The 24,942-nt window shown below is 37.7% G+C and carries 24 protein-coding genes, 2 tRNA genes and 1 pseudogene; 11 read left to right on the top strand and 16 right to left on the bottom strand.

The features are described 5' to 3' along the window. Window positions 1–48 precede the first annotated feature (48 nt). The 3 genes from CKV78_RS10245 (at window position 49) to CKV78_RS10235 (ending at window position 1,979) form a co-directional block, all read left to right on the top strand. Complete coding sequence (locus tag CKV78_RS10245) at window positions 49–549, top strand: LPS-assembly lipoprotein LptE (protein ID WP_005764918.1); 501 nt, start codon at window positions 49–51, stop codon at window positions 547–549. A gap of 3 nt (window positions 550–552) precedes the next feature. After that, complete coding sequence (gene holA, locus CKV78_RS10240) at window positions 553–1,587, top strand: DNA polymerase III subunit delta (RefSeq protein ID WP_005764916.1); 1,035 nt, start codon at window positions 553–555, stop codon at window positions 1,585–1,587. A 113-nt stretch (window positions 1,588–1,700) separates the two neighbouring features. After that, window positions 1,701–1,979: a DUF5339 family protein gene (locus CKV78_RS10235; protein WP_005764914.1), complete on the top strand. Its 279-nt coding sequence runs from the start codon at window positions 1,701–1,703 to the stop codon at window positions 1,977–1,979. 59 nt (window positions 1,980–2,038) lie between these two features. On the opposite strand, the gene mutT is transcribed toward CKV78_RS10235, so the two are convergent. From mutT to secM, 3 genes are all read right to left on the bottom strand, one after another. Continuing rightward, window positions 2,039–2,443: an 8-oxo-dGTP diphosphatase MutT gene (mutT, locus tag CKV78_RS10230; RefSeq protein WP_005764912.1), complete on the bottom strand. Its 405-nt coding sequence runs from the start codon at window positions 2,441–2,443 to the stop codon at window positions 2,039–2,041. Window positions 2,444–2,539: 96 nt separating this feature from the next. Next, window positions 2,540–5,233: a preprotein translocase subunit SecA gene (secA, locus tag CKV78_RS10225; protein WP_005764910.1), complete on the bottom strand. Its 2,694-nt coding sequence runs from the start codon at window positions 5,231–5,233 to the stop codon at window positions 2,540–2,542. 83 nt (window positions 5,234–5,316) lie between these two features. Continuing rightward, window positions 5,317–5,631, bottom strand: a complete 315-nt coding sequence (secM, locus tag CKV78_RS10220) for a secA translation cis-regulator SecM (RefSeq protein WP_032855657.1) — start codon at window positions 5,629–5,631, stop codon at window positions 5,317–5,319. Window positions 5,632–5,722: 91 nt separating this feature from the next. Here secM and CKV78_RS10215 point away from each other — a divergent pair, with 91 nt between their 5' ends. After that, window positions 5,723–6,031, top strand: a complete 309-nt coding sequence (locus CKV78_RS10215; protein WP_005764907.1) for a DciA family protein — start codon at window positions 5,723–5,725, stop codon at window positions 6,029–6,031. An 82-nt stretch (window positions 6,032–6,113) separates the two neighbouring features. On the opposite strand, the gene CKV78_RS10210 is transcribed toward CKV78_RS10215, so the two are convergent. From CKV78_RS10210 to CKV78_RS10175, 8 genes are all read right to left on the bottom strand, one after another. Further along, window positions 6,114–7,007 (bottom strand): Dam family site-specific DNA-(adenine-N6)-methyltransferase, encoded by an 894-nt coding sequence (locus CKV78_RS10210; protein WP_005764905.1) that lies wholly within the window; start codon window positions 7,005–7,007, stop codon window positions 6,114–6,116. Window positions 7,008–7,012: 5 nt separating this feature from the next. Continuing rightward, the gene (gene aroB, locus CKV78_RS10205; RefSeq protein ID WP_005764902.1) at window positions 7,013–8,101 is read right to left on the bottom strand and encodes a 3-dehydroquinate synthase; all 1,089 of its coding nucleotides are present in this window, start codon (window positions 8,099–8,101) and stop codon (window positions 7,013–7,015) included. Between the two features lie 24 nt (window positions 8,102–8,125). Further along, window positions 8,126–8,653, bottom strand: coding sequence for a shikimate kinase AroK (gene aroK, locus CKV78_RS10200; RefSeq protein ID WP_005764899.1), 528 nt, complete (start codon window positions 8,651–8,653; stop codon window positions 8,126–8,128). 249 nt (window positions 8,654–8,902) lie between these two features. Further along, window positions 8,903–10,198 carry a type IV pilus secretin PilQ gene (locus tag CKV78_RS10195; RefSeq protein ID WP_005764897.1) on the bottom strand — a complete coding sequence of 432 codons (1,296 nt, stop codon included), beginning with the start codon at window positions 10,196–10,198 and terminating at the stop codon, window positions 8,903–8,905. A gap of 8 nt (window positions 10,199–10,206) precedes the next feature. Further along, entirely contained in the window at window positions 10,207–10,599 is a 393-nt protein-coding gene (locus CKV78_RS10190) for a pilus assembly protein PilP (RefSeq protein WP_005764895.1), read from the bottom strand. A 5-nt stretch (window positions 10,600–10,604) separates the two neighbouring features. Next, window positions 10,605–11,156, bottom strand: coding sequence for a hypothetical protein (locus CKV78_RS10185; protein ID WP_005764893.1), 552 nt, complete (start codon window positions 11,154–11,156; stop codon window positions 10,605–10,607). A 33-nt stretch (window positions 11,157–11,189) separates the two neighbouring features. After that, complete coding sequence (locus CKV78_RS10180) at window positions 11,190–11,696, bottom strand: PilN domain-containing protein (protein WP_005764891.1); 507 nt, start codon at window positions 11,694–11,696, stop codon at window positions 11,190–11,192. Between the two features lie 25 nt (window positions 11,697–11,721). Next, window positions 11,722–12,498, bottom strand: a complete 777-nt coding sequence (locus CKV78_RS10175; protein ID WP_081442243.1) for a hypothetical protein — start codon at window positions 12,496–12,498, stop codon at window positions 11,722–11,724. 140 nt (window positions 12,499–12,638) lie between these two features. On the opposite strand from CKV78_RS10175, the gene CKV78_RS10170 reads away from it, so the two are divergent. From CKV78_RS10170 to gorA, 3 genes are all read left to right on the top strand, one after another. Further along, window positions 12,639–15,218: a penicillin-binding protein 1A gene (locus CKV78_RS10170; protein WP_005764886.1), complete on the top strand. Its 2,580-nt coding sequence runs from the start codon at window positions 12,639–12,641 to the stop codon at window positions 15,216–15,218. 171 nt (window positions 15,219–15,389) lie between these two features. After that, window positions 15,390–16,235, top strand: coding sequence for a 23S rRNA (adenine(2030)-N(6))-methyltransferase RlmJ (locus CKV78_RS10165; RefSeq protein WP_005764883.1), 846 nt, complete (start codon window positions 15,390–15,392; stop codon window positions 16,233–16,235). 105 nt (window positions 16,236–16,340) lie between these two features. Beyond that, window positions 16,341–17,696, top strand: a complete 1,356-nt coding sequence (gene gorA / locus CKV78_RS10160; RefSeq protein WP_005764881.1) for a glutathione-disulfide reductase — start codon at window positions 16,341–16,343, stop codon at window positions 17,694–17,696. Window positions 17,697–17,787: 91 nt separating this feature from the next. On the opposite strand, the gene CKV78_RS10155 is transcribed toward gorA, so the two are convergent. Genes CKV78_RS10155 through tsaD form a run of 3 tightly spaced genes read right to left on the bottom strand, consistent with a single transcriptional unit; the run spans window position 17,788 to window position 19,655 of the window. Next, window positions 17,788–18,366, bottom strand: coding sequence for a thymidine kinase (locus tag CKV78_RS10155; RefSeq protein ID WP_005764879.1), 579 nt, complete (start codon window positions 18,364–18,366; stop codon window positions 17,788–17,790). Window position 18,367: 1 nt separating this feature from the next. Further along, window positions 18,368–18,604, bottom strand: coding sequence for a hypothetical protein (locus CKV78_RS10150; RefSeq protein ID WP_005764878.1), 237 nt, complete (start codon window positions 18,602–18,604; stop codon window positions 18,368–18,370). Between the two features lie 13 nt (window positions 18,605–18,617). After that, the gene (gene tsaD / locus CKV78_RS10145) at window positions 18,618–19,655 is read right to left on the bottom strand and encodes a tRNA (adenosine(37)-N6)-threonylcarbamoyltransferase complex transferase subunit TsaD (protein ID WP_005764876.1); all 1,038 of its coding nucleotides are present in this window, start codon (window positions 19,653–19,655) and stop codon (window positions 18,618–18,620) included. A gap of 216 nt (window positions 19,656–19,871) precedes the next feature. Here tsaD and rpsU point away from each other — a divergent pair, with 216 nt between their 5' ends. The 4 genes from rpsU to CKV78_RS10125 all read left to right on the top strand — a co-directional run bounded on the left by rpsU (window position 19,872) and on the right by CKV78_RS10125 (window position 24,118). Further along, window positions 19,872–20,087 (top strand): 30S ribosomal protein S21, encoded by a 216-nt coding sequence (gene rpsU / locus CKV78_RS10140; RefSeq protein WP_005717672.1) that lies wholly within the window; start codon window positions 19,872–19,874, stop codon window positions 20,085–20,087. A 117-nt stretch (window positions 20,088–20,204) separates the two neighbouring features. Then, window positions 20,205–21,953: a DNA primase gene (dnaG, locus tag CKV78_RS10135; RefSeq protein WP_005764874.1), complete on the top strand. Its 1,749-nt coding sequence runs from the start codon at window positions 20,205–20,207 to the stop codon at window positions 21,951–21,953. A gap of 75 nt (window positions 21,954–22,028) precedes the next feature. Further along, window positions 22,029–23,900 carry an RNA polymerase sigma factor RpoD gene (gene rpoD, locus CKV78_RS10130; protein WP_005764872.1) on the top strand — a complete coding sequence of 624 codons (1,872 nt, stop codon included), beginning with the start codon at window positions 22,029–22,031 and terminating at the stop codon, window positions 23,898–23,900. Between the two features lie 141 nt (window positions 23,901–24,041). Next, window positions 24,042–24,118: transfer RNA gene (locus CKV78_RS10125), tRNA-Ile, on the top strand. Between the two features lie 285 nt (window positions 24,119–24,403). On the opposite strand, the gene CKV78_RS10120 is transcribed toward CKV78_RS10125, so the two are convergent. Together CKV78_RS10120 and CKV78_RS10725 are read right to left on the bottom strand one after the other, a co-directional pair. Next, a tRNA-Ser gene (locus CKV78_RS10120) sits at window positions 24,404–24,493 on the bottom strand. Window positions 24,494–24,646: 153 nt separating this feature from the next. After that, window positions 24,647–24,859, bottom strand: a pseudogene (locus CKV78_RS10725) (hypothetical protein); the annotation flags it as partial. Window positions 24,860–24,942 lie beyond the last annotated feature (83 nt).

The raw sequence follows: 24,942 nt of genomic DNA, 5'->3' as shown, positions 1-24,942 counted from the left end.
TATCTTAATATTTCCCTCTTTTTTAAGAGGGAAATTGAGGATTGAACTATGTTAAAACAACTTAAACGTCTGTTATTCACAGCAATACTTTTTAGCTTAAGTGCTTGTGGCTTGCAATTCCAAAATGGTGGACTCATTCCTCCAGCATTACAAACGCTCACGCTAGAAAGTAGCGATCCTTACAGTGAAATGGCAATTGTGTTAAGAAAGCAATTACAGCTAAATAATGTGAACCTTGTCGAAAGCCAAACCAATGTACCAGTGTTACATTTACATAAAATTAGCACTAACGACAAAGTAGCCTCTATTTTTAAGCACGGACGTGAAGCTGAAAAAGTGCTGTTATTAGAAGTTGAAGCAAGTGTGAAATTACCGAATAACACAACCTTCCCAATTTCAGCAAAAGTCAACCGCACTTTCTTTGATAACTCACGTGCTGCCTTAGCAAAATCTGCTGAAAAAGACGTGATTTGGAATGATATGCGTGAACAAGCCGCACGCCAACTCATTACCAAAATGGTTGCATTACAACACCAAGTTCAAAAATAAAGAATGAATCGTATTTTTACTGAACAACTCGGATCTTCTCTCACTAATCGACTGGCAAAAGTCTATTATTTAGTGGGGCAAGATCCGCTATTGTTAAGTGAAAGCCAAGATCTCATCAGCCAATTCGCCTTAAACCAAGGTTTTGATGAAAAAAATGTGATTCAAATTGACGCCAATACAGATTGGAATGATATTTTTGAACGCTGCCAATCAATGGGATTATTTTTTAATAAACAGATCCTATTTCTCAATTTACCTGAAAATCTGACCGCACTTTTACAACAACATTTGCAAGAGCTCATTAGCTTGTTAAATGAAGACGTGCTACTCGTTTTACAGTTACCAAAACTGGCAAAAGCCACTGAAAAACAACAATGGTTCACCGAAGCCAACGCTTATGAACCACAAGCGATTTTAGTCAATTGCCAAACACCAACAATTGAACAACTGCCTCGCTGGGTTCTACAACGTGCAAAATCAATGGGACTGAACATTGATGAACAAGCAGTACAATTACTTTGTTATAGCTACGAAAATAACCTCTTAGCGTTAAAACAAAGTTTACAACTGCTCTCTCTGCTCTATCCTGACAATAAACTCACATACCAACGTGTACAAAATAGTGTGGAACAATCCTCTGTATTCACACCATTCCAATGGGTTGATGCATTACTTGAAGGAAAAATTAATCGAGCTAATCGCATTTTAATGGGTTTAAAAGCTGAAGATATGCAACCAATCATTTTATTGCGTACCTTACAGCGCGATCTAATAACCTTACTTGAATTAGCGAAACCAACACAAAAATACGTATTAACGGATCCATTACCTACTCACCAACTACGTGAAAATTTTGATCGCTTAAAAGTGTGGCAAAACCGCCGTCCACTTTTCACTCAAATCTTTCAACGCTTCACTTATCAAAAACTGTATCTAATTTTTCAGCAATTAGCCGATATTGAACGAGCTGCAAAACAAGATTTTAGCGATGATCTTTGGGACAAGTTAGTGAGCTTATCTATTCATATCTGCAAATAATTTGCGTTTTATCAATAAATCTCACATAAAATTTGAGATTATTTTTCCTAAGTTCTAGAATTAACCACCATTTCGGAAATTGGTAAATTACAGACTATTTAAAAGGAATTAAAATGAAAAGAAAACTACTATTAATGATAACCTTGAGCATGGCAACACAGATTTCATCTGCACAACTTGCACCGAGCTGTATTGCTTACTTTTCAGAATATGAAAATTTATTAAATGCAATTCCTGCTTCTGAGTCAGTAAATCTAAAGCGAGAATATGCAGAGGTCAAAAAACAATTCTCATCACTACCACAATACATTCAAGAACAATCTTGCTTACAAGCCTCAGAAAAATTAGAACAACGACATCAGACAGATGAACAAAATACAATCCATACATAAAATTTAGACTTTAAAAATAAACCCTGCTCATTGTGGCAGGGTTTATTTATATAGACTAATTAGTGATTTTCTTCAGCTAATAAGCGCTGAATAAGTTTTGCATTAGCAGGAGGAAACTGTCCCGCATCTAATTCATTTTGAGCAATCCAAAAACCTTCCTGCCCTTCTCGTCCAAAAGGCTCACCAAACCATTCATCAACTAAATAAAAATAGAAAGAAATCAACTTAGTTGGATATTCAAATTGAAAACGTTCATAAAGCTCAGCGTGTAAAATATGGATACCAATCTCTTCTTCTAACTCACGTTTTAATGCCTGTTCAGGCGTTTCACCTTTATCAACTTTTCCACCAGGAAATTCCAAAGACTGTGCGAAGTCTTGCCCTTCTAAACGCTGAGTTAAATAGATTTGCCCAAACTCATTGCGAATAATGCCAGCGGCCACTTGAACTACAGGTTTTTTCATAGTTTATCCTTGAAAAAAAGTGCGGTCCGATTTTAAAAAGTTTTCAAAACCTACCGCACTTTGTGATTTACGTTAAATTATGCCTGTTGCAAATAATTAATATTTTGCTTTACTACCGTGGCAATGTTTGTATTTTTTACCTGAACCACAAGGGCAAGGCTCATTACGACCAATCTTATGATCCGGCTCAACAGCTTGCTCTGTGCTCTCTGCTCCATTAAATTGCATTGCCGCATTTTCACGTTGCGCCATTTCTTGACGTTGACGTTCAGCTTGCTCAACTTCTTCCTGAGTGCGAACTTGAACACGGCTTAATGTCGTCACAACGCTCAATTTCAATGCATCAAGCATATCTGTGAACATTTGGAAGCATTCTTTTTTATATTCTTGCTTTGGATCTTTTTGTGCATAACCACGTAAGTGTATGCCGCGACGCAGATGATCCATTGCAGACAAATGTTCTTTCCAAAGTTCATCAAGGGTTTGCAACATCACCCCTTTTTCGAAACTGCGCATTGTTGGCGCACCTACGATTTCTTCTTTTTGTTTGTATTCAGCAACAGCAGAATCAATCACACGTTGACGCAATGCATCTTCATCAAAGTGATTATCTTCTTCTAACCATTTCTCAAGTGGTAAATCCAAAGCAAAGTCTTGTTTTAAACGTTGCTCTAATGCTGGAATATCCCACATTTCCTCTAAAGATTGTGGTGGAATATATTGATCAATCACTTGATTAAATACGTCAGCACGAATCACATCAATCGTATCTGAAATGTCATCGTTATCTAATAATGTATTACGTTGTGCATAAATTGCGTGACGTTGGTCATTGGCTACATCATCAAACTCAAGTAGGTTTTTACGACCATCGAAGTTATGTGCTTCTACTTTCGCTTGTGCAGAAGCAATCACTTTAGCCAACATTTTCGATTCCATCACTTCGCCTGGAGCACTGAACGCTTTACGCATTAAGTTCAACTTACCTTCATTTAAGTAAATACGCATTAACGCGTCATCAAGTGATAAGTAAAAACGTGAAGAACCCGGATCACCTTGACGACCAGAACGACCTCGCAACTGGTTATCAATACGACGAGATTCATGGCGCTCTGTACCGATAATATGTAAACCACCTGCATTTTTCACAATGTCATGGCGCTCTTTCCAAGCCGCTTCGATTTCTGCGATTTGTTCTGGCGTTGGATTTTCTAATTTAGCAACCTCAGCTTTCCAGTTACCACCCAATACGATATCTGTACCACGACCCGCCATATTAGTTGCAATTGTTACTGCTCCTGGATATCCCGCATTTGCAACGATTTCCGCTTCTTGTGCGTGGAATTTCGCATTCAATACGTTGTGTTTTATTCCCGCTCTATCTAGCTCTTTAGATAAAAGCTCGGATTTTTCAATCGACACTGTACCCACTAACACTGGCTGTTTACGAGCAACGCAACCACGAATATCTTTAATAATCGCTTTAAATTTATAATCTTCATTTTCAAACATTACGTCCGTGCGGTCATCACGAATCATTGGACGGTTAGTTGGAATAACGATAGTTTCTAAACCATAAATTTGCTGGAACTCAAATGCTTCGGTATCCGCCGTACCAGTCATACCCGCTAATTTTTCATATAGACGGAAGTAGTTTTGGTAAGTAATAGATGCCACAGTTTGATTTTCGCTTTGGATACGGACACCTTCTTTGGCTTCAATAGCTTGGTGTAAACCATCAGACCAACGACGCCCCGCCATTGTACGCCCCGTATGTTCATCAACGATTACAATCTCACCATCTTTGACAATGTAGTCCACATCACGTTCGAATAAAGTATGCGCACGTAAGGCAGCATAAACGTGGTGTAATAAAGAAATTTTCGATGGTGAGTATAAAGACTCATCTTCACGCATTAAACCTTGTTGCACTAACCAATGTTCTACTTTCTCTTGACCACGTTCTGTTAAATGTGCTTGTTTAGTTTTTAAATCAAGTGTGAAATCACCATCGCCTTGATATTCATCACTATCTTCCTTGTCTTGTTTAACTAAGTTAGGAATTAGTTTATCAACGGTTTGATAAAGCTCTGAACTGTCATCTGCTTGACCTGAAATAATCAATGGTGTACGAGCCTCGTCAATTAAAATTGAGTCCACTTCATCCACCAACGCATAATGTAAATAACGTTGGAAACGCTCTTGAGCAGAGTGCGCTAAGTTGTCACGTAAATAATCGAAACCTAATTCGCTATTAGTAGCATAAGTGATATCCGCAGCATAGGCCTCACGCTTTTGTACTGCCGATAAGCCTGGCACGTTAATACCCACACTCATTCCTAAAAACTCAAATAATGGGCGGTTAGTTTCCGCATCTCGACGAGCAAGGTAATCATTCACAGTTACCACATGTACGCCTTTGCCTGTCAACGCATTTAAGTAACAAGGTAAAGTTGCAGTTAATGTTTTACCTTCACCCGTGCGCATCTCTGCAATACACCGGTTGGTTAATACCATACCGCCCACTAACTGTACATCGAAATGGCGCATTCCCAACACACGTTTGCTTGCCTCACGCACTGTTGCAAAGGCTTCTGGTAGAAGTTGCTCTAAGGTTTCACCTTGCTCTAAACGTGCTTTAAATTCCGCTGTTTTGGCTTTTAATTCATCATCGCTTAACGCTTCAAATTCAGGTTCTAATTTATTGATTTTTAATACAGTTTTATTTAAACGACGTAAAATACGGTCATTACGGCTACCAAATACTTTGGTAATAATGCTTCTAAACATAGTCTTTTCTTCTAATAAAAATGATCTAACAACATGCTGATTTTATGCAATCAGCCGCAATTTTAAAAATGTCAAAATTCAGGTTAGATCGTCTCAGGACCTGCTCGAATAGGTGGAATAATGTGAAAATATTCGACATAAAAGTGAGGTTCAACTTTCACTAAAATTGGAGAAGTTTCAGGAACAGCATCAATATGAATAAATTGTTGTTTTTGAACCTGTTTAACTAGAGATACGGCACGGAGGAACTGTTCTTGAACAGATTGTGCTTTTTGATAATTTTCATTGGGAAGATTGGTTTGATGAGATAAACTTTGTGCATCAGGTAACGCAAAAATCGCAATCACGCTTAAGAGCAACTGCGACCAAAAACTATGCTTACCTTTCCTTAAAATCATCATATAACCTTAATTAAAAAATCTCTCGTATTGTAGCGGAAATTCGCTACAATGTCATAGATATTGAGGTAAAAAGTGAGAAAACAAGGCTATGCGATATGAAAAAACCGTAAATGTATGTGAATTAATTGAAAATTCAAGCCTTGCCAAAATTATGAAAAAAGGCTTGTTTTTAAATGAGCTCAATATACGTTTACAACGCCTTTTCCCAGCACAATATCAAGGTTTATATCAAGTGGCTGATATCAACGAAAATGAATTGATTCTTGAAGTGACTAATGCAACCGTTAGACAAGCCTTACTCTTTCACCAACAAGAATTACTGAACCTAGTACGCCATGATTATCCAACAATTACCAAGCTCAAATTCATTATTAATCCTGAATTTGCTTACAGCTAATCGTCAAAAATTCAGAATAAAGTACCGCACTTTTTCCTAGTTTAGTGAGTGACTAATCCATTGAGACTTAGGGTACGACTTTTTATGTTTTTACTGAAAATGAGGCAATTAACTCTGCGACTTTAACGCGTTTTTCTGACTGTTGACTAATCGAACGTTGCACTTTAATACGTTTTAATTTTGCACCAGAATAAATCTCTCGCGTAAACCCTGTATCGTGGTTTGAAATTACTACGGGAATATGGCGTTCTTGTGCCGTTTTATATGCTAAATCAGCAAGCACTTTTTGATGATTTAATGAGAACTCATTTCCCGCATAGCCAGTGAAATTGCTTTCTTGCACAATCGGGGCATAAGGAGGATCACAATAGATCACAGAATTTTCATCCGCTAAAGCAAAAGTAGTCGCAAAATCAGCGCAAATAAATGTCGCATTTTGTGCTTTTTTTGCAAAATAGCGCAATTCATTCTCTGGAAAATAATGGGTTTTATAGGAACCAAAAGGCACATTAAACTCATCTTTTGAGTTATAACGACAAAGCCCGTTAAAACAAAAGCGATTTAAATATAAGAATAGTATAGATCGTTCAAAACTATCTCTTGAGCGGTTAAATTGCTCACGTCTTGCATAATAATAGCTTGAAGTGTTGGCTTCTGGGTGAAAAAAAACAGACTTACAACTCTTAATATAATGCTCAACGTCTTGCTTGACAAAATTGAATAAATTAATCAAATCAGGATTAATATCCGCCAAAATATAACGTTCAAAATTTGTATTGAGGAACACCGCACCTGCCCCCACAAAAGGCTCAACTAAGCATGATTTTTTCTTAGATAAACATTTATTTATATCATCAGTAAGACGAAATTTTCCCCCCGCCCATTTTAAAAAAGGGCGGTATTTTATTGGGGATTTTTTTATATAGGCTTTTGAACTCGCTTTTTTAGCCACAGAACGAATTGAAGGAGGTGACATAAAAGTTAGTCAACCTGTGAACAGCGACGAATAGCATCAAGCACAAGTGTTTTATCCGTATCACTCGCCACATAAGCTTGACCTAATTTTTTCAACAAAACTAAACGGAGTTTACCTGCAAGTACTTTTTTATCACGCATCATATACGGCAAATAATCTTCTGCTTGCATACTATCGGGGGATATTGTTGGTAAATTTGCACGAGCAAGCAATTTTTCAATACGAGCAACATCTTCTAAACTCAAGTCACCTAATTGCTCAGATAGCACAGCTGCCATTAACATACCTGCAGCAATTGCTTCACCGTGTAACCAATTGCCATAACCTAAGTGTGTTTCAATAGCATGGCCAAAGGTATGACCTAAATTCAATAATGCACGATCGCCTTTTTCAGTTTCATCACGAGCTACAACATTAGCTTTAATTTGGCAACAACGGGCGATACATTTCTGTAAAGCTTCAGGTGCTAATACGACAAGTTGGTCAATATGTTGTTCTAACCAAACGAAAAACTCAGCATCTAAAATAATGCCGTATTTAATCACCTCAGCAAGACCTGCATTCACTTCTCGTTTTGGCAAGGTTGATAAAGTTAAGGTATCAATAATCACTGTACAAGGTTGATAGAAGGCACCGATCATATTTTTACCTAACTCGTGGTTTACAGCTGTTTTTCCACCCACCGAGGAATCCACTTGCGCTAGTAAAGTGGTTGGAATTTGGATAAAGCGCACTCCACGTTGATAACTTGCAGCAGCATATCCCGCAACATCACCAATCACACCACCACCTAAAGCAATAATAGTGGTATCTCTACCGTGATTAGCTTTTAAAAGAGCAGTAAAAATTAAATTTAATGAGTCTAAGGTTTTATATTTTTCGCCGTCTGCTAATAACACAGAATCCACTGAACACCCTATTTCTTCTAAAGTTTCAGTAACTTGTGCAAGATAATGTTGTGCAACAGTTGGATTGGTGACGATCATCACTTTATCACCCGATTTTAATGGATAACGACTCTTATCTGACAATAAGCCTGCACCTATATAAATTGGGTAACGGCGATCTTTCAACTCAACATTTACACACAACATTTTAATATCCTATTTTTATTTTAGCTAACCGTTAATATTATCAATTAAATCAACGATTTGAGTCGCCATTGCTTTTGCACTTTGGTCATCAGTTGGCAAAGTAATATCCGCAATTTCTTCATAAAGCGGATTACGAATTTTTGCTAAGTTTTCTAATACTTCACGCGGATCATCTACATCCTGTAATAAAGGACGTTTTTTATCGCGTTGTGTACGTTGATATTGTTTATCTACCGTTGTTTCTAAATAAATGACGATTCCACGTGCTGACAAGTGATTACGATTTTCTTTTGAAAGTACTGCGCCACCACCAGTTGAAAGTACAATACCTTGTCTTTGTGTCAATTCATTAATAATTCGCTCTTCACGCTTACGAAAACCTTCTTCACCTTCTACATCAAAAATCCAACCGATATCCGCACCTGCACGTTGCTCAATTTCAGCGTCGGAATCCACAAAGTCCATATTTAATTGCTGTGCTAACTGTCTACCAATGGTGCTTTTTCCCGCACCCATTGGCCCGATTAAGAAAATATTACGCTTTTCTGCCATCTCTAGTTTTTCTTCTTTATATATAATATATTGATAATTATGATCTTTTATAAAATAGATAAGCGACCCTCATTGGTCGCAAAAAGATCACCCAAAAAATAATTGAGATTATCTCAATAAATCGCCCTATTTTTCAACCTTAATGGGCGATTTATTTGGTTATTTGATGAAACGTTAAAAAGTGCGGTCAAATTTTTGATCATTTTTATCAAGCGAATTTGACGTTGTTAGAAGGCAATAACAGAAGCCTCATTCTTTCGACTTGAGAATTCTAGGTGTCACAAAAATGACCAATTCACGCTTTTGATGTCTCTCATTTTGTTTACGAAATAAATGCTTAATCATAGGAATATCACCCAAAACAGGCACTTTATCCACACCTTTTGTCATGCTATCGTGAAATACACCACCTAACACAATGGTTTCACCGTCTTTAGCAACCACCTGCGTATTAATTTCTTGTTTATCAATCGATACAATCTCCCCTGAACCATACGCTACTCTTGCACCCGGTGAGTTTTGACTGACCACTAAATCCAAGAGAATTTGATTATCTTTAGAAATATGCGGCGTGACATCTAAACCTAAAACTGCTTCTCTAAATTCCACCGATTGTGTTTCATTTTTACCACTAGTAACAACATAAGGAATTTCTGTCCCTTGCTTAATACTTGCGCTTTTCTTATTAGTTGTAAGCAAACGTGGGCTGGCAATGATTTCTACATTATTTTCACGCTCAAGTGCAGTTAACTCAAGATCTAATAAACGCCCATTAATTTTTGCCAGTTGCAAAGCTAAAGATCCTGCTGGTGTAATTGAAGTCGCAAAATTTACATTTAGCTGCTCACTAATTTGACTAAAACCATTCGCATCCAAACTACCAGCTACACGATGAGACAATTCTGTTGGATTTAATAATCCCCAACGCACGCCCAACTCTTTTAGACTTTCATCAGAAATTGTAACTATACGAGCTTCAATGGCAATTTGTTCAATAGGCTTATCCATTTCTGCAACTAATTTCTTGATGTTACGTACCGACTGCGACACATCTTTCACTAACAGCAAATTACTACGCTCATCAAAACTTAAACTGCCCTGTGGCGACAATAAAGAACCACTACCTGACGATAAAGATTTCATGACTTCTGCTACTTTTGCAAAATGCAATTTTATTGCTGAAGTAACAAGATTGTCTGCATTTTCTGGCGTATATTCAAGCTGTTCAACGCGTTGTGGCTTATTTTGTTGAGTTAAATAATACAACTCACCTTCTTTGCTAAATTGAAGCTGCTTTATTTTCGCTACAGCACGAAAAAATGCTTCAAAATCCGTTTGTTCAAGCTGTAAAGACAATGACCCATTTAACTCATCATCAATGATCACATTTTTATTTTGGTTTAAGGCAAGCTGTTGTAAAACTGGTAACAACGGCGCTTGTTTTAACCGAATAGAAAAACGTTCTGCCTCCTCCGCCTGTACATTTTGTATAAAGCTCAATAACAATAGACTGCACTTTAACACTAACTTCCACAATATCCGCATCACAACCTCTATAACCTCAACAAAAGTTGACTTGTTTTCTGGCAATTTGGCTTTTCTCGCAGCAATAATTGCACAGATTGCTTATCTATGTTTTCGACTTGAACCATTTCTTTGGCCAAAAAGTCCCCTTTTTGCACTTGGATCAATTCTTGTTTTTTATTGACAAACAGTGCTTGCCAATCACTCTCTTGCTTTAACAACCCAATCAGGATCAACTCTTGAAAAGGTACATCATCGAAAAAAACAATATGATTGTGTCTTGCTTGCTCACAAGCCAAGTTATGGAAAGATTCAACTGATAGTTGAGATGATACAGAAAGCGCTCGTTGGCTTTTATCAAAGGGATCGGCGTACACCAAACTGGCCAAGCTTAACAAACAAAATATGGTAATTCTCTTCATTATTTTTACTTATTTACTGTTGAAATCTCTGAATTTAACAATGCATTACGTGGCAATAACAAAATCACGTCACTCAAAATACTACCTTGCTCAATATCCTCCGCCTGCTTCAACTCAAGAGCTAATAGGTCTAACTTAGATTGAGTTAAAAGTGCGGTCAAAAATCGCCGAAAGTCTGTAAAATTACTTTGAAGCTGCAATCTTAAATATGGTTCAGATTGAAACGACCATTCGGAAGAATGGATAGACATTCCTTGCGATAATAATTGGACTGTTTCATTTAATGTTGCAATTTGTTGGGTTAATTGTGGCGTGAACCCCTTTTTCTCAAAACGTCGCTGTAAATTGGTTAACCGTTGCCTTTGTTGCGCAAGTAAGGTCTCTTGCTCAATACATTGTTCTTCAAGTTGATTAATCTGTTGATAATTTTTATAAAATGAGAATAAAGTTGGAGATAATACAGCAATGCTAACCACAAAAAATAAAGTAATATGTGCAAAATAAGGTAATCTCAAATACCTTGCAAAGAGAGTATTATGCTCATTCCAACGAAACATTGTATTTATCCTTTTCGTTATCACGTTTTTTCATCACAATACCAAGTTAAAACGAAATATAAGTCCGTCCGTTTCAGGCTGAAAATTGACTAAATCAACTCGTTTTATATCCTGCTTGTTATTCAAATATCCTTGAATAGCTTCAAGTTCAGAATGATTCTCGACTCTACCTTGCAAAATAATATTTTGATTTTCAAAAGAAAAGTTTGTTAACTCTCCTTGATTTAACGGTATATCAGCGATCAATGTCATTAGCTGAAAAACATGTTGTTGATTCAATGTAGATAACTGTTGTTTCTGCATGGGCTGTTTATTCAAAGTATTAACTTGATAATTAACTTTACTTAATTCAGCTGTAATTTGTTTTAAATGCTCCTGTTTTTGTTGCAATCGTGTTACCCAAATATCTTGAAAAAATGTAAAAAGATAAAAAATAGCTAACAAAGTACTCCACCATACCATTACATTTAAACACCACTTTTTTAATCGTTTTTGATGCTCATCATATCGCCAAGGTAATAAATTAATCCCAGTTTTCATTCCTACTCTCCAAAGCTCATCAGCTTTACGCCTGCTGAATAAATTCCTGCTGCCACAAAGCATTTCCAAGCGGAATTAAAGGCAGTTCAGATTGAACTTCTACCCAATCCATTGGTAATACCTCTTGAAGAGGTAACGTAGAATAAAAATAAACATGTGTTGCTGCAGGTTCGTTATGGCGACAAAACTGATGATAAAGTGCGGTCAATTTTGTTTGAGATTGTTGTAACACCAAAGTTCGATGAGGCTGAAACTGTATAGCTAAACAACTTTGCTGGTCTTGATAAAGTAACAAATCTGTACTCTGTAATACCTTTTTCATCTGATATTCAAAAGCACGCTGTAAGCTGTTGGTGATAGTGTCTAGCACATTAATTTTTAATGGTTCAAATTGCTGTAAATATTGCTGTGCAACGGTTTTCTGAATAGCAAAAATATCCAAACGGAAACTTTGTTTTAGAGGTATTGAACAATAATCAAACCATAATTCCGATAAGGAAAGAGGTAATTCTTTTTCTAACATAAAGCGACATTGATTATCTGCTTCTTGTGCTGTTAACTTCTGTGGTAAGAACAAGGTTTTTGACCAAATTTGATGAGGAAACACAGCACAAATAAACAGTAATTTTAATGTCCGTGTCGGTTTGTTTATCAATTTTGAAAGTAAAGTTTCCATGAAATTATGACTCTCAGTGATAGGCATGGAAATAAAAACCGGTTGATCTGGTTGTTCAAAAAAGACAGCCTCAAGACAATCTTGATTGCAACTCAAACCAATTTGTAACACTTTCCCTTTTTCCATCATGAATTTCCCTTTCTTTACTGATTATTTACACTTTTTGTACACTTTTAACTTTGGATTTAAACCTCGAGTCTTTATACTGTAAGGATAATTTTTCACAGTTTTTTATAACTAAGCATTAACTAAGAGAGAATTTTTCGATGCGGATCGCAAAATTAATATTAAGTACGCTACTCACCGTTTTCTTACTCGGTTGTATCGCAGCAGGTGCTGTCTATCTTTATTTAAAGCAAGGATTACCTGATGTAGAAAGCTTAAAAACAGTTGAACTCCAGCAACCTATGCAAATTTATACAGCTGATGGAAAACTCATTGGAGAAGTGGGTGAACAGCGTCGCATTCCTGTACCCTTAGATAAAATTCCGCAAAAAATTATTGATGCTGTACTTGCCACTGAAGATGCTCGCTTTTATCACCACCACGGTGTTGACCCAATCGGGATTGCTCGTGCGATTAAAGTGGCAATCAGCAAAGGGGGAGCATCACAAGGAGCGAGTACTATTACTCAACAATTAGCAAGAAACTTCTTCCTCACGCCTGAAAAATCCATTGAACGTAAAGCTAAAGAGGCAATTCTTGCCATTGATATTGAAAACACCTTAACTAAGAATGAAATATTAGAACTCTATTTAAACAAAATTTATTTAGGCTACCGCTCTTATGGTGTGGCTGCTGCAGCAAAAACCTATTTTGGTAAAGAACTTGACGATCTCACATTATCTGAAATTGCAATTATCGCAGGATTACCAAAAGCACCTTCAACAATGAATCCACTTTACTCGCTCAAACGTGCAGAAGAACGTCGTAACATAGTATTAGGTCGAATGCTGACAACCAAATACATCACACAAGAAGAACACGATGCCGCAATTAAAGAGCCAATAGTAGCCCGTTATCACGGAGCACAAATTGATTTTCGTGCCGAATATGTAACTGAAATGGTACGCCAAGAAATGGTCAGACGATTTGGCGAAGAAAAAGCGTATACAAGCGGATTTAAAGTTTACACGACAGTACTTTCAAAAGACCAAGAAGAAGCCCAAATTGCCTTACGCAATAACTTAATTGATTACGATATGCGTCACGGTTACCGTGGAGGTGCACCTCTTTGGAAAAAAGGAGAAACTGAATGGGAACAAGAGCGTATTATTGGATTTTTGAAAAAATTACCAAATTCTGCACCGCTCTTTCCTGCAGCGGTACTTAGTATAGGCAAAAATGGCGCAGAATTGTTACTTACTTCAGGTGAAAAAATGACGTTAAGCCCTGCCGGAATGCGTTGGGCAGGTAAAAATCCAGTAAAAGCCGGCGATCAAATTTGGATCCGTCAAAATAGCAAAAATGAATGGGTGCTAGGGCAAATTCCTGAAGCGAACTCCGCACTGATTTCACTTAACAGTGACAATGGTGCTATTGAAGCATTAGTGGGTGGATTTAGTTTTGAGCAAAGTAAGTTTAACCGCGCGACACAATCTTTAGTTCAAGTTGGTTCTTCGATAAAACCATTTATTTACGCAGCAGCATTAGAAAAAGGGTTAACCCTATCAAGTGTATTACAAGACTCGCCTTTAGTGGTACAAAAGCAAGGGCAAAAAGCATGGGTACCGAAAAACTCTCCAAACCGTTTTGATGGTCCAATGCGTTTACGTGTGGGATTAGGGTTATCTAAAAATATGATTGCAATTCGCGCAATGCAAATGGCAGGAATTGAATACACTGCGGAATTTTTACAACGCTTTGGCTTCAAACGTGACCAATATTTTGCCAGTGAAGCACTTGCATTAGGAGCAGCATCATTTACACCGCTTGAGATGGCAAGAGGCTATGCGGTATTTGATAATGGCGGATTCTTAATTGATCCTTTTATCATTAACCGAATTTTAGATAACACAGGCAAAGAAATTTTCTTAGCAAACCCTAAAATTGCTTGTATTACTTGCCACGATATTCCTGTGCTTTACGGCGAAACAGAAAAACTCGATGGCTTTAAAAACTATGATTTAAGCCTGACTGAAAATATTAATAGCGATGATACTGTTCTCAGTGCAGACGAGGAAGATGCAGAACAAATCGAAGTTGTGCCAGATATTCCAGATTTACAACCGCTGGAAACCAAACAGATTGATGAAAAAAATCTCGACTTTATGGCTGAAGCAAAAACTGAAAACTCAGAAACCCAATATGCACCACGTGTTATCAGCGGTGAACTTGCCTTCTTAGTTAGAAGCGCCTTAACCTCTGCGGTGTATGGTGAAGCAGGTCAAAGCTGGGTGGGTACAAGTTGGCGTATGTCAAAAGAGTTTAAACGCCAAGATATTGGTGGTAAAACAGGAACGACCAACAACGCCAAAGTAGCGTGGTATGCAGGTTTTGGCGCAAACCTCACGACAGCCGTTTATGTAGGCTTTGATGATAACAAACGTGATTTAGGTCGTGGCGAGGCTGGTGCAAAAACTGCGATGCCCGCTTGGATTGCTTATATGAAAAAAGCTTTATCAGATATTCCTGAACGTAAACTTGAATTACCACCAAACATCATTGAGAAATCTATTGATAGACGTTCTGGCCTACTGTCAAACAGTGGCGGACGTATAGAATATTTCATTAAAGGTACTGAGCCGAAACGAGCTTATGTTGAAGAACGTGGATATTATGTACCACCTGAATTACAAGATAGCCCGGGCAAACCTGTCACAGGTGAATATCAAGAATTATTCTAAAACCAACCGCACTTTTACAAGGCACTATTTTCATAAAGTAGTGCCTTGTTTGTTTGCCCATGTCTTCCTTCATAACGTAATTAATATGGAGTGCATCTTTATCTTTAATAGCGATCCCAAAAAAATTCTTTATAATACGCTTTTACCATTATTAGTTTTAAAGGCGTTATTATGCTTAGTTACCGTCACAGCTTTCACGCTGGCAACCACGCAGATGTGTTAAAACACATTGTATTAATGTTAATTATTGAAAGTCTTCAACAAAAAGAGAAAGGCTTTTATTATTTAGACACACATGCTGGCGTTGGACGTTATCGCTTATTCAGTGAAGAATCAGAAAAAACAGCTGAATTTGAAGAAGGAATCGGACGACTTTGGCAATGCGATGATTTACCCGAAGAAGTGGCTCGCTATATAAAACTCATCAAAAAATTCAATTATGGTGGTAAAGAACTACGTTATTACGCAGGTTCACCCTTAATTGCAGCAACAATGTTACGCCCTCAAGATCGTGCATTACTAACTGAATTACACCCAAGTGATTTCCCTTTATTACGTAATAATTTCAAAGAGTTTGAAAATATTACCACTAAACGTGATAACGGCTTTATGCAAGTGAAAGCGACTCTACCACCCAAAGAACGACGTGGCTTAGTGCTTATTGATCCACCCTATGAATTAAAAGAGGATTATGATTTAGTCGTTAATACGATCGAAGAAGGCTACAAACGTTTTGCAACGGGAGTTTATGCGATTTGGTATCCTGTTGTCTTACGCCAACAAGTTAAACGTATGGTGAGAAATTTAGAAAATACAGGAATCCGTAAAATCTTACAAATTGAGTTGGCTGTGCGCCCAGATACAGAACAACGAGGTATGACAGCAAGTGGAATTATCGTGATTAATCCACCTTGGACACTTGAACAACAAATGAAGAAAATTTTGCCTTATTTAACAAAAAACCTTATTCCTGAAGGAACAGGCAGTTGGTCGGTAAATTGGATTACACCAGAATAAATGATCTCCAATCGAAATAATACACAACATTACTTTGCCTTGTATATTATTATGCTGCACAATAAATATATTTCTCGTAACCACTTATTTAGAAGGAATTGAACGATGACAAAACATTATGATTATATTGCTATCGGTGGCGGTAGCGGTGGTATAGCCTCAATTAACCGTGCGGCAAGCTATGGTAAAAAATGTGCCATTATTGAAGCAAAACACTTGGGGGGGACTTGTGTGAATGTCGGTTGTGTACCGAAGAAAGTCATGTGGCACGGCGCACAAATTGCAGAAGCAATTAACCTTTATGCACCAGATTATGGTTTTGACATCAGTGTAAATAAATTTGATTTCGCAAAATTAGTGGAAAGCCGCCAAGCTTATATAGACCGCATTCACACCTCTTATAACAACGTGTTAGCAAAAAATAATGTTGATGTTATCCAAGGTTTTGCGAAATTTGTTAATGCACATACTGTAGAAGTGAATGGTGAACAAATCACAGCCGATCATATTCTGATTGCTACAGGCGGTCGTCCGAGTCATCCTTCTATTCCGGGTGCAGAATATGGCATTGACTCTGATGGCGTATTTGCTTTAACCGAATTACCAAAACGCATTGCCATAGTGGGCGCTGGTTATATCGCAGTTGAGCTTGCCGGTGTAATGAATAGCTTTGGTGTTGAAACTCACCTATTTGTACGTCAACATGCTCCACTACGTAACTTTGATCCGTTGATCGTTGATACATTATTAGAAGTGATCCAACAAGATGGCATTCAATTGCATACTACAGCAATTCCACAAGAAGTTATCAAAAACAAAGATGGTTCATTAACTATTAAATTAGAGGATGGTCGAAGCCAAGATGTAGATTGCTTGGTTTGGGCAATTGGACGTGAGCCAGCAACTGATGTAATCAATCTTGCAGCAACAGGTGTGAAAACGAATGAACGTGGTTTTATAAAAGTAGATAAATACCAAAACACCAATGTAAAAGGTATTTATGCAGTTGGTGATATCATTGAAGGCGGTATTGAATTAACACCGGTTGCGGTTGCAGCAGGACGTCGCCTTTCTGAGCGTTTATTTAACAATAAGCCAAATGAACATTTAGATTACAACTTAGTGCCAACGGTTGTATTCAGCCACCCTCCAATTGGTGCGATCGGTTTAACCGAACCCAAAGCAATTGAGCAATATGGTAAAGAAAATGTGAAAGTATATAAATCCTCTTTCACTCCAATGTACAGTGCTGTAACACAACATCGCCAACCTTGCCGAATGAAGCTCGTTTGCGTAGGCAAAGAAGAGAAAATCGTTGGTTTACACGGTATTGGTTTTGGTATTGATGAAATGATCCAAGGTTTTGCTGTCGCAATTAAAATGGGGGCAACAAAAGCTGATTTCGACAATACTGTCGCAATCCACCCAACAGGTTCTGAAGAATTTGTGACAATGCGTTAATAGACAGCGAAAAAGGCGGTTTTAAACACCGCCTTTTCTGATTAAATTTTCCCAAAATTGACCGCACTTTTGTATATTTTCTATTTACACGTTAGGGAGAAATTTTCTCTTTATAATGTAAACGGCACACTGACATATAAGTGTCATTACCACCAATTTGAATTTGCACACCATCTCTGACGACCTCACCATTTTCATTTAAACGTAAAACAAAGTTCGCTTTACGCCCGCAATAGCAAATAGTTTTCAGTTCTTCTAGTTGATCTGCCCAAGCAAGTAAGTATTTACTGCCTTCAAAAAGTTCTGCTTGGAAATCCGTACGTAAACCATAACACAAGACAGGAATATGCAATTTATCTACAACCTCACTCAATTGATAGACCTGTTCTTTAGTTAAGAACTGTGCTTCATCAACTAAAATACAATGTAGTGTTTGCTGCTGAATGTGTTCAGAAATCGCATCAAATAAGTTAGTGTCTTTATAGAAAAGTTGGGCATCTTGGCTAATACCAATACGTGATGTCACCTTCCCAGTACCAAAACGATCATCAATTGCGGCAGTATAAACCAAGGTATTCATATGACGTTCTTGATAATTATAGGAAGATTGCAATAAAGTAGTGGACTTACCCGCGTTCATTGTTGAATAATAAAAATAAAGTTTTGCCATATTATTTGAGCACCCACATCCAAAAATAATAAAAAATCCCCCCCATTAATGGCGGTAATGCTGCTAACATCAAAATACCGAATGTTGTTCCACCACCAACTGAGTTGCCTGCCAATGTCAAATAGTTAATCAGTTCCTCAGAAGGAAGAATAAAAACAAAAATAGCAATAGCAATTAACATTAATATACAGCCAACACTTGCTGCACGTATTGCTCTTATTTTTAATTGGTCACTCATTTGTTTATCCTTTTTAATTCTGGCTAATAGCAGAAAGTTCTGTCATTGCCCAGCGCGGTTTCACTTGAATGGAAAGGGATTGGCGTTCTCCCTGTTTTAAACGTAAAAAACCCGTGTAAGCAATCATTGCACCATTATCGGTACAAAATTGCGGTTGAGGATAAAACACTTCGCCTTTTAATTGTTGCATTAACTGTGCCAAATCGTGACGAAGTTGTTTATTCGCACTCACACCACCAGCAATGACTAAACGTTTAAAGCCCGTTTCTTTTAATGCGCGACGACATTTGATCGCCAATGTTTCCACAACCGCTTGTTGGAAAGCATATGCAATATCAGCTTTGGTTTGTTCGGTTAATTCACCTTCTTCTTTGATCGCTTGCGTGATCGTATTGGCAGCAAAGGTTTTTAAGCCTGAGAAGCTAAAATCTAATCCTGGACGATCCGTCATTGGTCGAGGGAAAGTAAAACGCTTAGGATCACCTTTTTCTGCTAAACGAGCCAGTGCCGCACCGCCGGGATAATCTAATCCTAATAATTTAGCTGTTTTATCAAAGGCTTCTCCTGCTGCGTCATCAATTGATTCACCTAATAACACATATTGACCAACACCATCTACACGCACTAACTGTGTGTGCCCACCCGAAACGAGCAACGCAACAAAAGGAAATTCAGGAGGATTATCTTCAAGCATTGGAGCTAATAAATGTCCTTCCATATGATGCACACCAATTGCAGGCACATTCCAAGCATAAGCTAAGGATCTTGCAATCGTTGATCCCACTAATAACGCACCGACAAGCCCCGGACCTGAGGTATAAGCAATCCCATCAATATCTTCAGGTTTTAAATTCGCCTCAGCTAATGCTGTTTGAATCAATGGTGCAGTTTTACGGATATGATCTCGTGACGCTAATTCAGGCACCACTCCACCATAATCAGCGTGCAACGCAATTTGGGTATAGAGTTGGTTAGCGACTAACCCTTTTTCTTCATCATAAATCGCTACACCTGTTTCATCACAAGATGTTTCAATGCCTAACACTCGCATTTTATATTCCTTTCAATTATCTTTAGCATAAGATTCTACCTTGTTTAATATGCTTTAACCAGTTTGAGACAGCATTTTTGTAGAAAAGATCAAACTTCCCTTTGCTTTTAAATGAAAAGTAGATTAAAATTGCGACCTTTATTGAATAAGCCGTTTATTCCAAACGGTAAGATAAATTAGCAATTGCAAAATTAATTCCATTGAGGTGATTGGCTTATGCCTGTAATTAAAGTACGTGAAAACGAATCATTTGACGTTGCATTACGTCGTTTTAAACGCTCTTGCGAAAAAGCTGGTATCTTAGCAGAAGTTCGCAGCCGTGAGTTCTACGAGAAACCAACAACTATCCGTAAACGCGAAAACGCAACTCGTGCTAAACGTCATGCTAAACGTGTGGCTCGTGAAAATGCACGTAATACACGTTTATACTAATACTAAATAAAGTATTTTTAACTCGAGTTATACAAAACCGTGAAACCAATTGGTATCACGGTTTTGTTTCATTCAATCAGCTCCATTTTTTAATCTCAAACTAAGGGCACATACTTGATGAAAGGCTCAATTCCACGTACATTTATTGATGATCTGTTAGCCAAAACAGATATTGTGGAGCTCATCAATTCAAGAGTAAAACTCAAAAAAGCAGGGAGAGATTATCAAGCTTGCTGCCCTTTCCACCACGAAAAAACACCTTCGTTCACTGTTAGTCAAAAAAAACAGTTTTATCATTGCTTCGGCTGTGGCGCACACGGTAATGCAATTTCTTTCTTAATGGAATACGATAAATTAGAGTTCATAGAAGCCATTGAAGAACTTGCTGGTATGCTAGGTTTAGAAATTCCTCGTGAGAACAAACCGCACTTTAACAATAAGCAAATCAATTACCAAACTAAACGTAACTTGTATGAACTAATGCAAACCATTGCAGAGTTCTATCAACAACAATTAGCACAACATATCCCTGCACAAAGTTATTTACAACAACGTGGACTTTCATCTGAGATCATCGCTCGTTTCCAGATAGGCTTTGTACCGAATAGTTTTGATGCTGTGTTACAACACTTTGGTAGAAGCAATGAAGATCAACAAAAATTGTTTGATCTTGGTATGCTCTCACGTAATGAACAAGGGAAAATCTACGATCGTTTTCGTCATCGTATTATGTTCCCTATTCGAGATCGCCGTGGACGCACAATTGCATTTGGTGGACGAGTATTAGGGGATGAAAAACCTAAATATTTAAACTCACCAGAAACCGCAACTTACCACAAGGGCAACGAACTTTACGGTTTATATGAAGCCTTACAGAAAAATGAAACACCTGAAATGTTGTTGGTAGTTGAAGGTTATATGGATGTAGTAGCATTAGCCCAATTTGGCGTTGATTATGCTGTTGCTTCGCTCGGTACGGCAACAACAGCAGAACAAATCCAACTGCTATTTCGTTCAACAGAGCAAGCAATTTGTTGCTATGACGGTGACCGGGCAGGACGCGAAGCTGCTTGGCGAGCATTTGAAAATGCATTGCCATACTTAGAAGATGGCAGACAACTAAAATTTATTTTCTTACCTGACGGAGAAGATCCTGACTCATTTATTCGCCAGTATGGAAAATCAGGTTTTGAAGAATATATTCAAAAAGCACTATCACTAAGTGAATTTTTATTCTCTAGCCTTACTCCACAAGTAGATTTTTCTACCAAAGAAGGCAAAACAAAATTAGCAGCCCTTGCAGTCCCATTAATTAAAAAGATCCCAGGTGCTATGCTACGTTTGTCACTACGTAATACACTAGCGCAAAAACTCGGAATCTTGGATCAAGCACAATTAGAAAATTTGATTCCGACCCATTCGGAAATAAAAACATCTTCACAACCACAAGCAGTGAAAAGAACACCAATGCGTGTACTCATTGCATTATTATTACAAAATCCCGAACTCGCACAACTTGTACCAAACCTTACACCACTACGTGTATTAAATGAGTCTGGATTAGATTTATTCGAAAAATTGACCGCACTTTGCCAAGAAAAAATAGGAATTACTACAGGACAAATACTGGAATATTGGCGAGATAGCGAATATAGCAAAGCCCTTGAAATTTTAGCAATGTGGGATCATTTAGTCGAAGAAGAGCAAATTGAAGAAAATTTTAAGGCGACTCTACGCTATTTTTACTTTCAATTAGTAGAACGTGAGATTGATTCACTTATTGCTAAAGATCGTGCTGAAGGGTTAAGCGTTAATGAACGACAAAAGCTCACTCAATTATTACTCAAAAAACAACAAAAGGCATAGTTAATCTACGATAACAATGATAAAATCAACCGTATTTTATCTTCATAACTACTCAATCAAGGCGGATATTACATTATGGATCAAAATCCACAATCTCAATTGAAATTGTTAATCGCACAAGGCAAGGAACAAGGCTATCTTACATATGCGGAAGTAAACGATCATCTTCCGGAAGAACTTGTAGATGCCGAACAAATTGAAGATATTATTCAGATGATCAACGATATGGGGATTCAAGTACTTGAAACAGCCCCAGATGCTGATGATCTGATGTTAAGTGAAACAATCACTGACGAAGATGCCGTAGAAGAAGCAACTCAAGTATTATCAAGTGTTGAATCTGAAATTGGGCGTACTACAGACCCTGTACGTATGTATATGCGAGAAATGGGAAGTGTGGAGCTTCTAACTCGAGAAGGCGAAATTGACATTGCAAAACGCATTGAAGAAGGCATCAACGAAGTACAAAGTGCGGTTGCTTTTTATCCAGAAGCACTGAACTACTTACTCGAACAATATAGCTTAGTCGAAGACGGTGGGGTTCGTTTAGCGGATCTTATCACAGGCTTTGTTGACCCGAATGCAATTACTGAAGAAGATGTAGCTGAAATTGACGAATCTTTCGATGAAGATGAAGATTCTGATACTGTCGTTGGTGCAAAATTAGACGACACTGAAGAGGAAGAAGAGGAAAGCGAAGAAGAAAATACATCCGATGACAACGATTCAGATAACTCTATTGATCCTGAGCTAGCACATGCAAAATTTCTTGAATTAAAAACCCAGCATGTCAAAACATTAGAAACAATTGTTAAACACGGTAGAGCTAGCAAAAAATCCAAAGATCAAATTCAAGCTTTAGCAGATGTCTTCACACAATTCCGTTTAGTACCAAAACAATTTGATATGCTTGTAAACTTAATGAGCGGAATGATGAAATCTGTTCGCTTACAAGAACGTAACATTCAAAAAATCGTGGTAGATAAAGCAAAAATGCCCAAAGAGCAATTCCAAAAAGTCTTTATTGGTCATGAAAACCAAGATACTTGGCTTGTAAAAGCACTTTCTGCAGGTAAAACTTGGTCTGAAAAACTAGCTAAACACGAAGCTGAAATTCGTGCTTCTATCGACAATATTCTTGAAATTGAACGCCAAACAAACTTAACTGTACAACAAATCCGTGAAGTTTGTGAACGCATATCTGCCGGTGAACTAAAAGCTCGTCGTGCGAAAAAAGAAATGGTAGAGGCCAACTTACGTCTTGTCATTTCTATTGCTAAAAAATACACCAATCGAGGTTTACAATTCTTAGATTTAATCCAAGAAGGTAACATTGGTTTAATGAAAGCAGTTGATAAATTTGAATACCGCCGCGGTTATAAATTCTCGACTTACGCAACTTGGTGGATTCGTCAGGCGATTACTCGTTCAATTGCAGACCAAGCAAGAACAATTCGTATTCCTGTACACATGATCGAAACGATTAATAAATTAAATCGTATTTCTCGCCAAATGCTACAAGAAATGGGACGTGAGGCTTCGCCAGAAGAACTTGCAGAACGAATGGGTATGCCTGAGGATAAAATCCGTAAAGTACTCAAAATTGCGAAAGAACCCATTTCTATGGAAACACCAATTGGTGACGATGATGATTCACATTTAGGTGACTTCATCGAAGACTCAACACTTGAGCTCCCATTAGATTCTGCAACAGCACAAAGTTTAAAAGCAGCTACACACGAAGTACTAGAAGGTTTAACACCACGTGAAGCAAAAGTATTACGTATGCGCTTTGGTATCGATATGAATACAGACCACACGTTAGAAGAAGTAGGTAAGCAATTCGATGTCACACGCGAACGTATTCGTCAGATCGAAGCTAAAGCATTACGTAAATTACGCCACCCAAGCCGTTCTGAAACACTACGCAGCTTCTTAGATGAATAACTCACACAAGGCTAAAACCAAAAAGACCGTTAAATTATAAACGGTCTTTTTTTGTTTAAATTTACAACATATAAAATACTTTACCTAGACTTTAGACTAATATTTCTCTATAATCATCGAGTTTTAAAAACATCCCTGATCGCCCCCATAGCTCAGTCGGTCAGAGCAGTCGACTCATAATCGATTGGTCACAGGTTCAAGTCCTGTTGGGGGCACCATTTCATATATTCATCTCATATCTCTTTTTATAATACGTCTTAATTAAACGTTATTTTTCTTTATTTATTAACCATATTCATTAGAGCTATATTTTTTAATGTCGCTATATATAACAAACTTTACTACAAAAGGTGATATAGCAGGGGAGCAAGAGCATCAAAAAAATAAAATGATAGGAAGCCAACGAAAAAACTAGCCTGACGAAGATGATTATTTGTTATGGCACAATATTCTTGAAAATAAAAAAGCCGTAAGTTACAACTTACGGCTTTCCCTAAATTTGATGGCGGAGGAAGTGAGATTCGAACTCACGGAGGGCGTAAACCCTCGCCGGTTTTCAAGACCGGTGCCTTCAACCACTCGACCATTCCTCCGTGATTTAAGCGAGGTGAATAATACGGATTTTACTCTCTTAAGTCAAGCAATTAAATCGATATTTTTATTTGATTGCTTTATTTTAAGCCAATCTTTTTTATTCTCCCTCAAATTCCACTTAATTCCCAAAACAAGAGCTAAATTAAAAATTTTTACTCTTTACTTTCTGCTCTTGTAGGTTCTGCGTAAACATGACTAATCGCACTGTGGTGACCCGCAGAGCCCTTACCATGGAAGTAATAACGTGACTCCGTCCAAGCCGGAATACGCACCATTTCAAGCACTTCATCACTTGCTTTAGCTAATGTCATTTCTGCTTTCGTATGTTTCACTGCGGAAATTGTGCCTAAACGACCAGTAAAGTTAAAAGTGCGGTCATTTTCTGACATTATTTTAATTTCAATAGGTTCAGACTGCTCTTTAGCATCCTTTTCAAGAACTAGCTCGG

The sequence above is a fragment of the Pasteurella dagmatis genome (assembly GCF_900186835.1).
Taxonomy (GTDB): Bacteria; Pseudomonadota; Gammaproteobacteria; order Enterobacterales; family Pasteurellaceae; genus Pasteurella; species Pasteurella dagmatis.
This window is presented reverse-complemented; position numbering and strand designations above follow the sequence as displayed.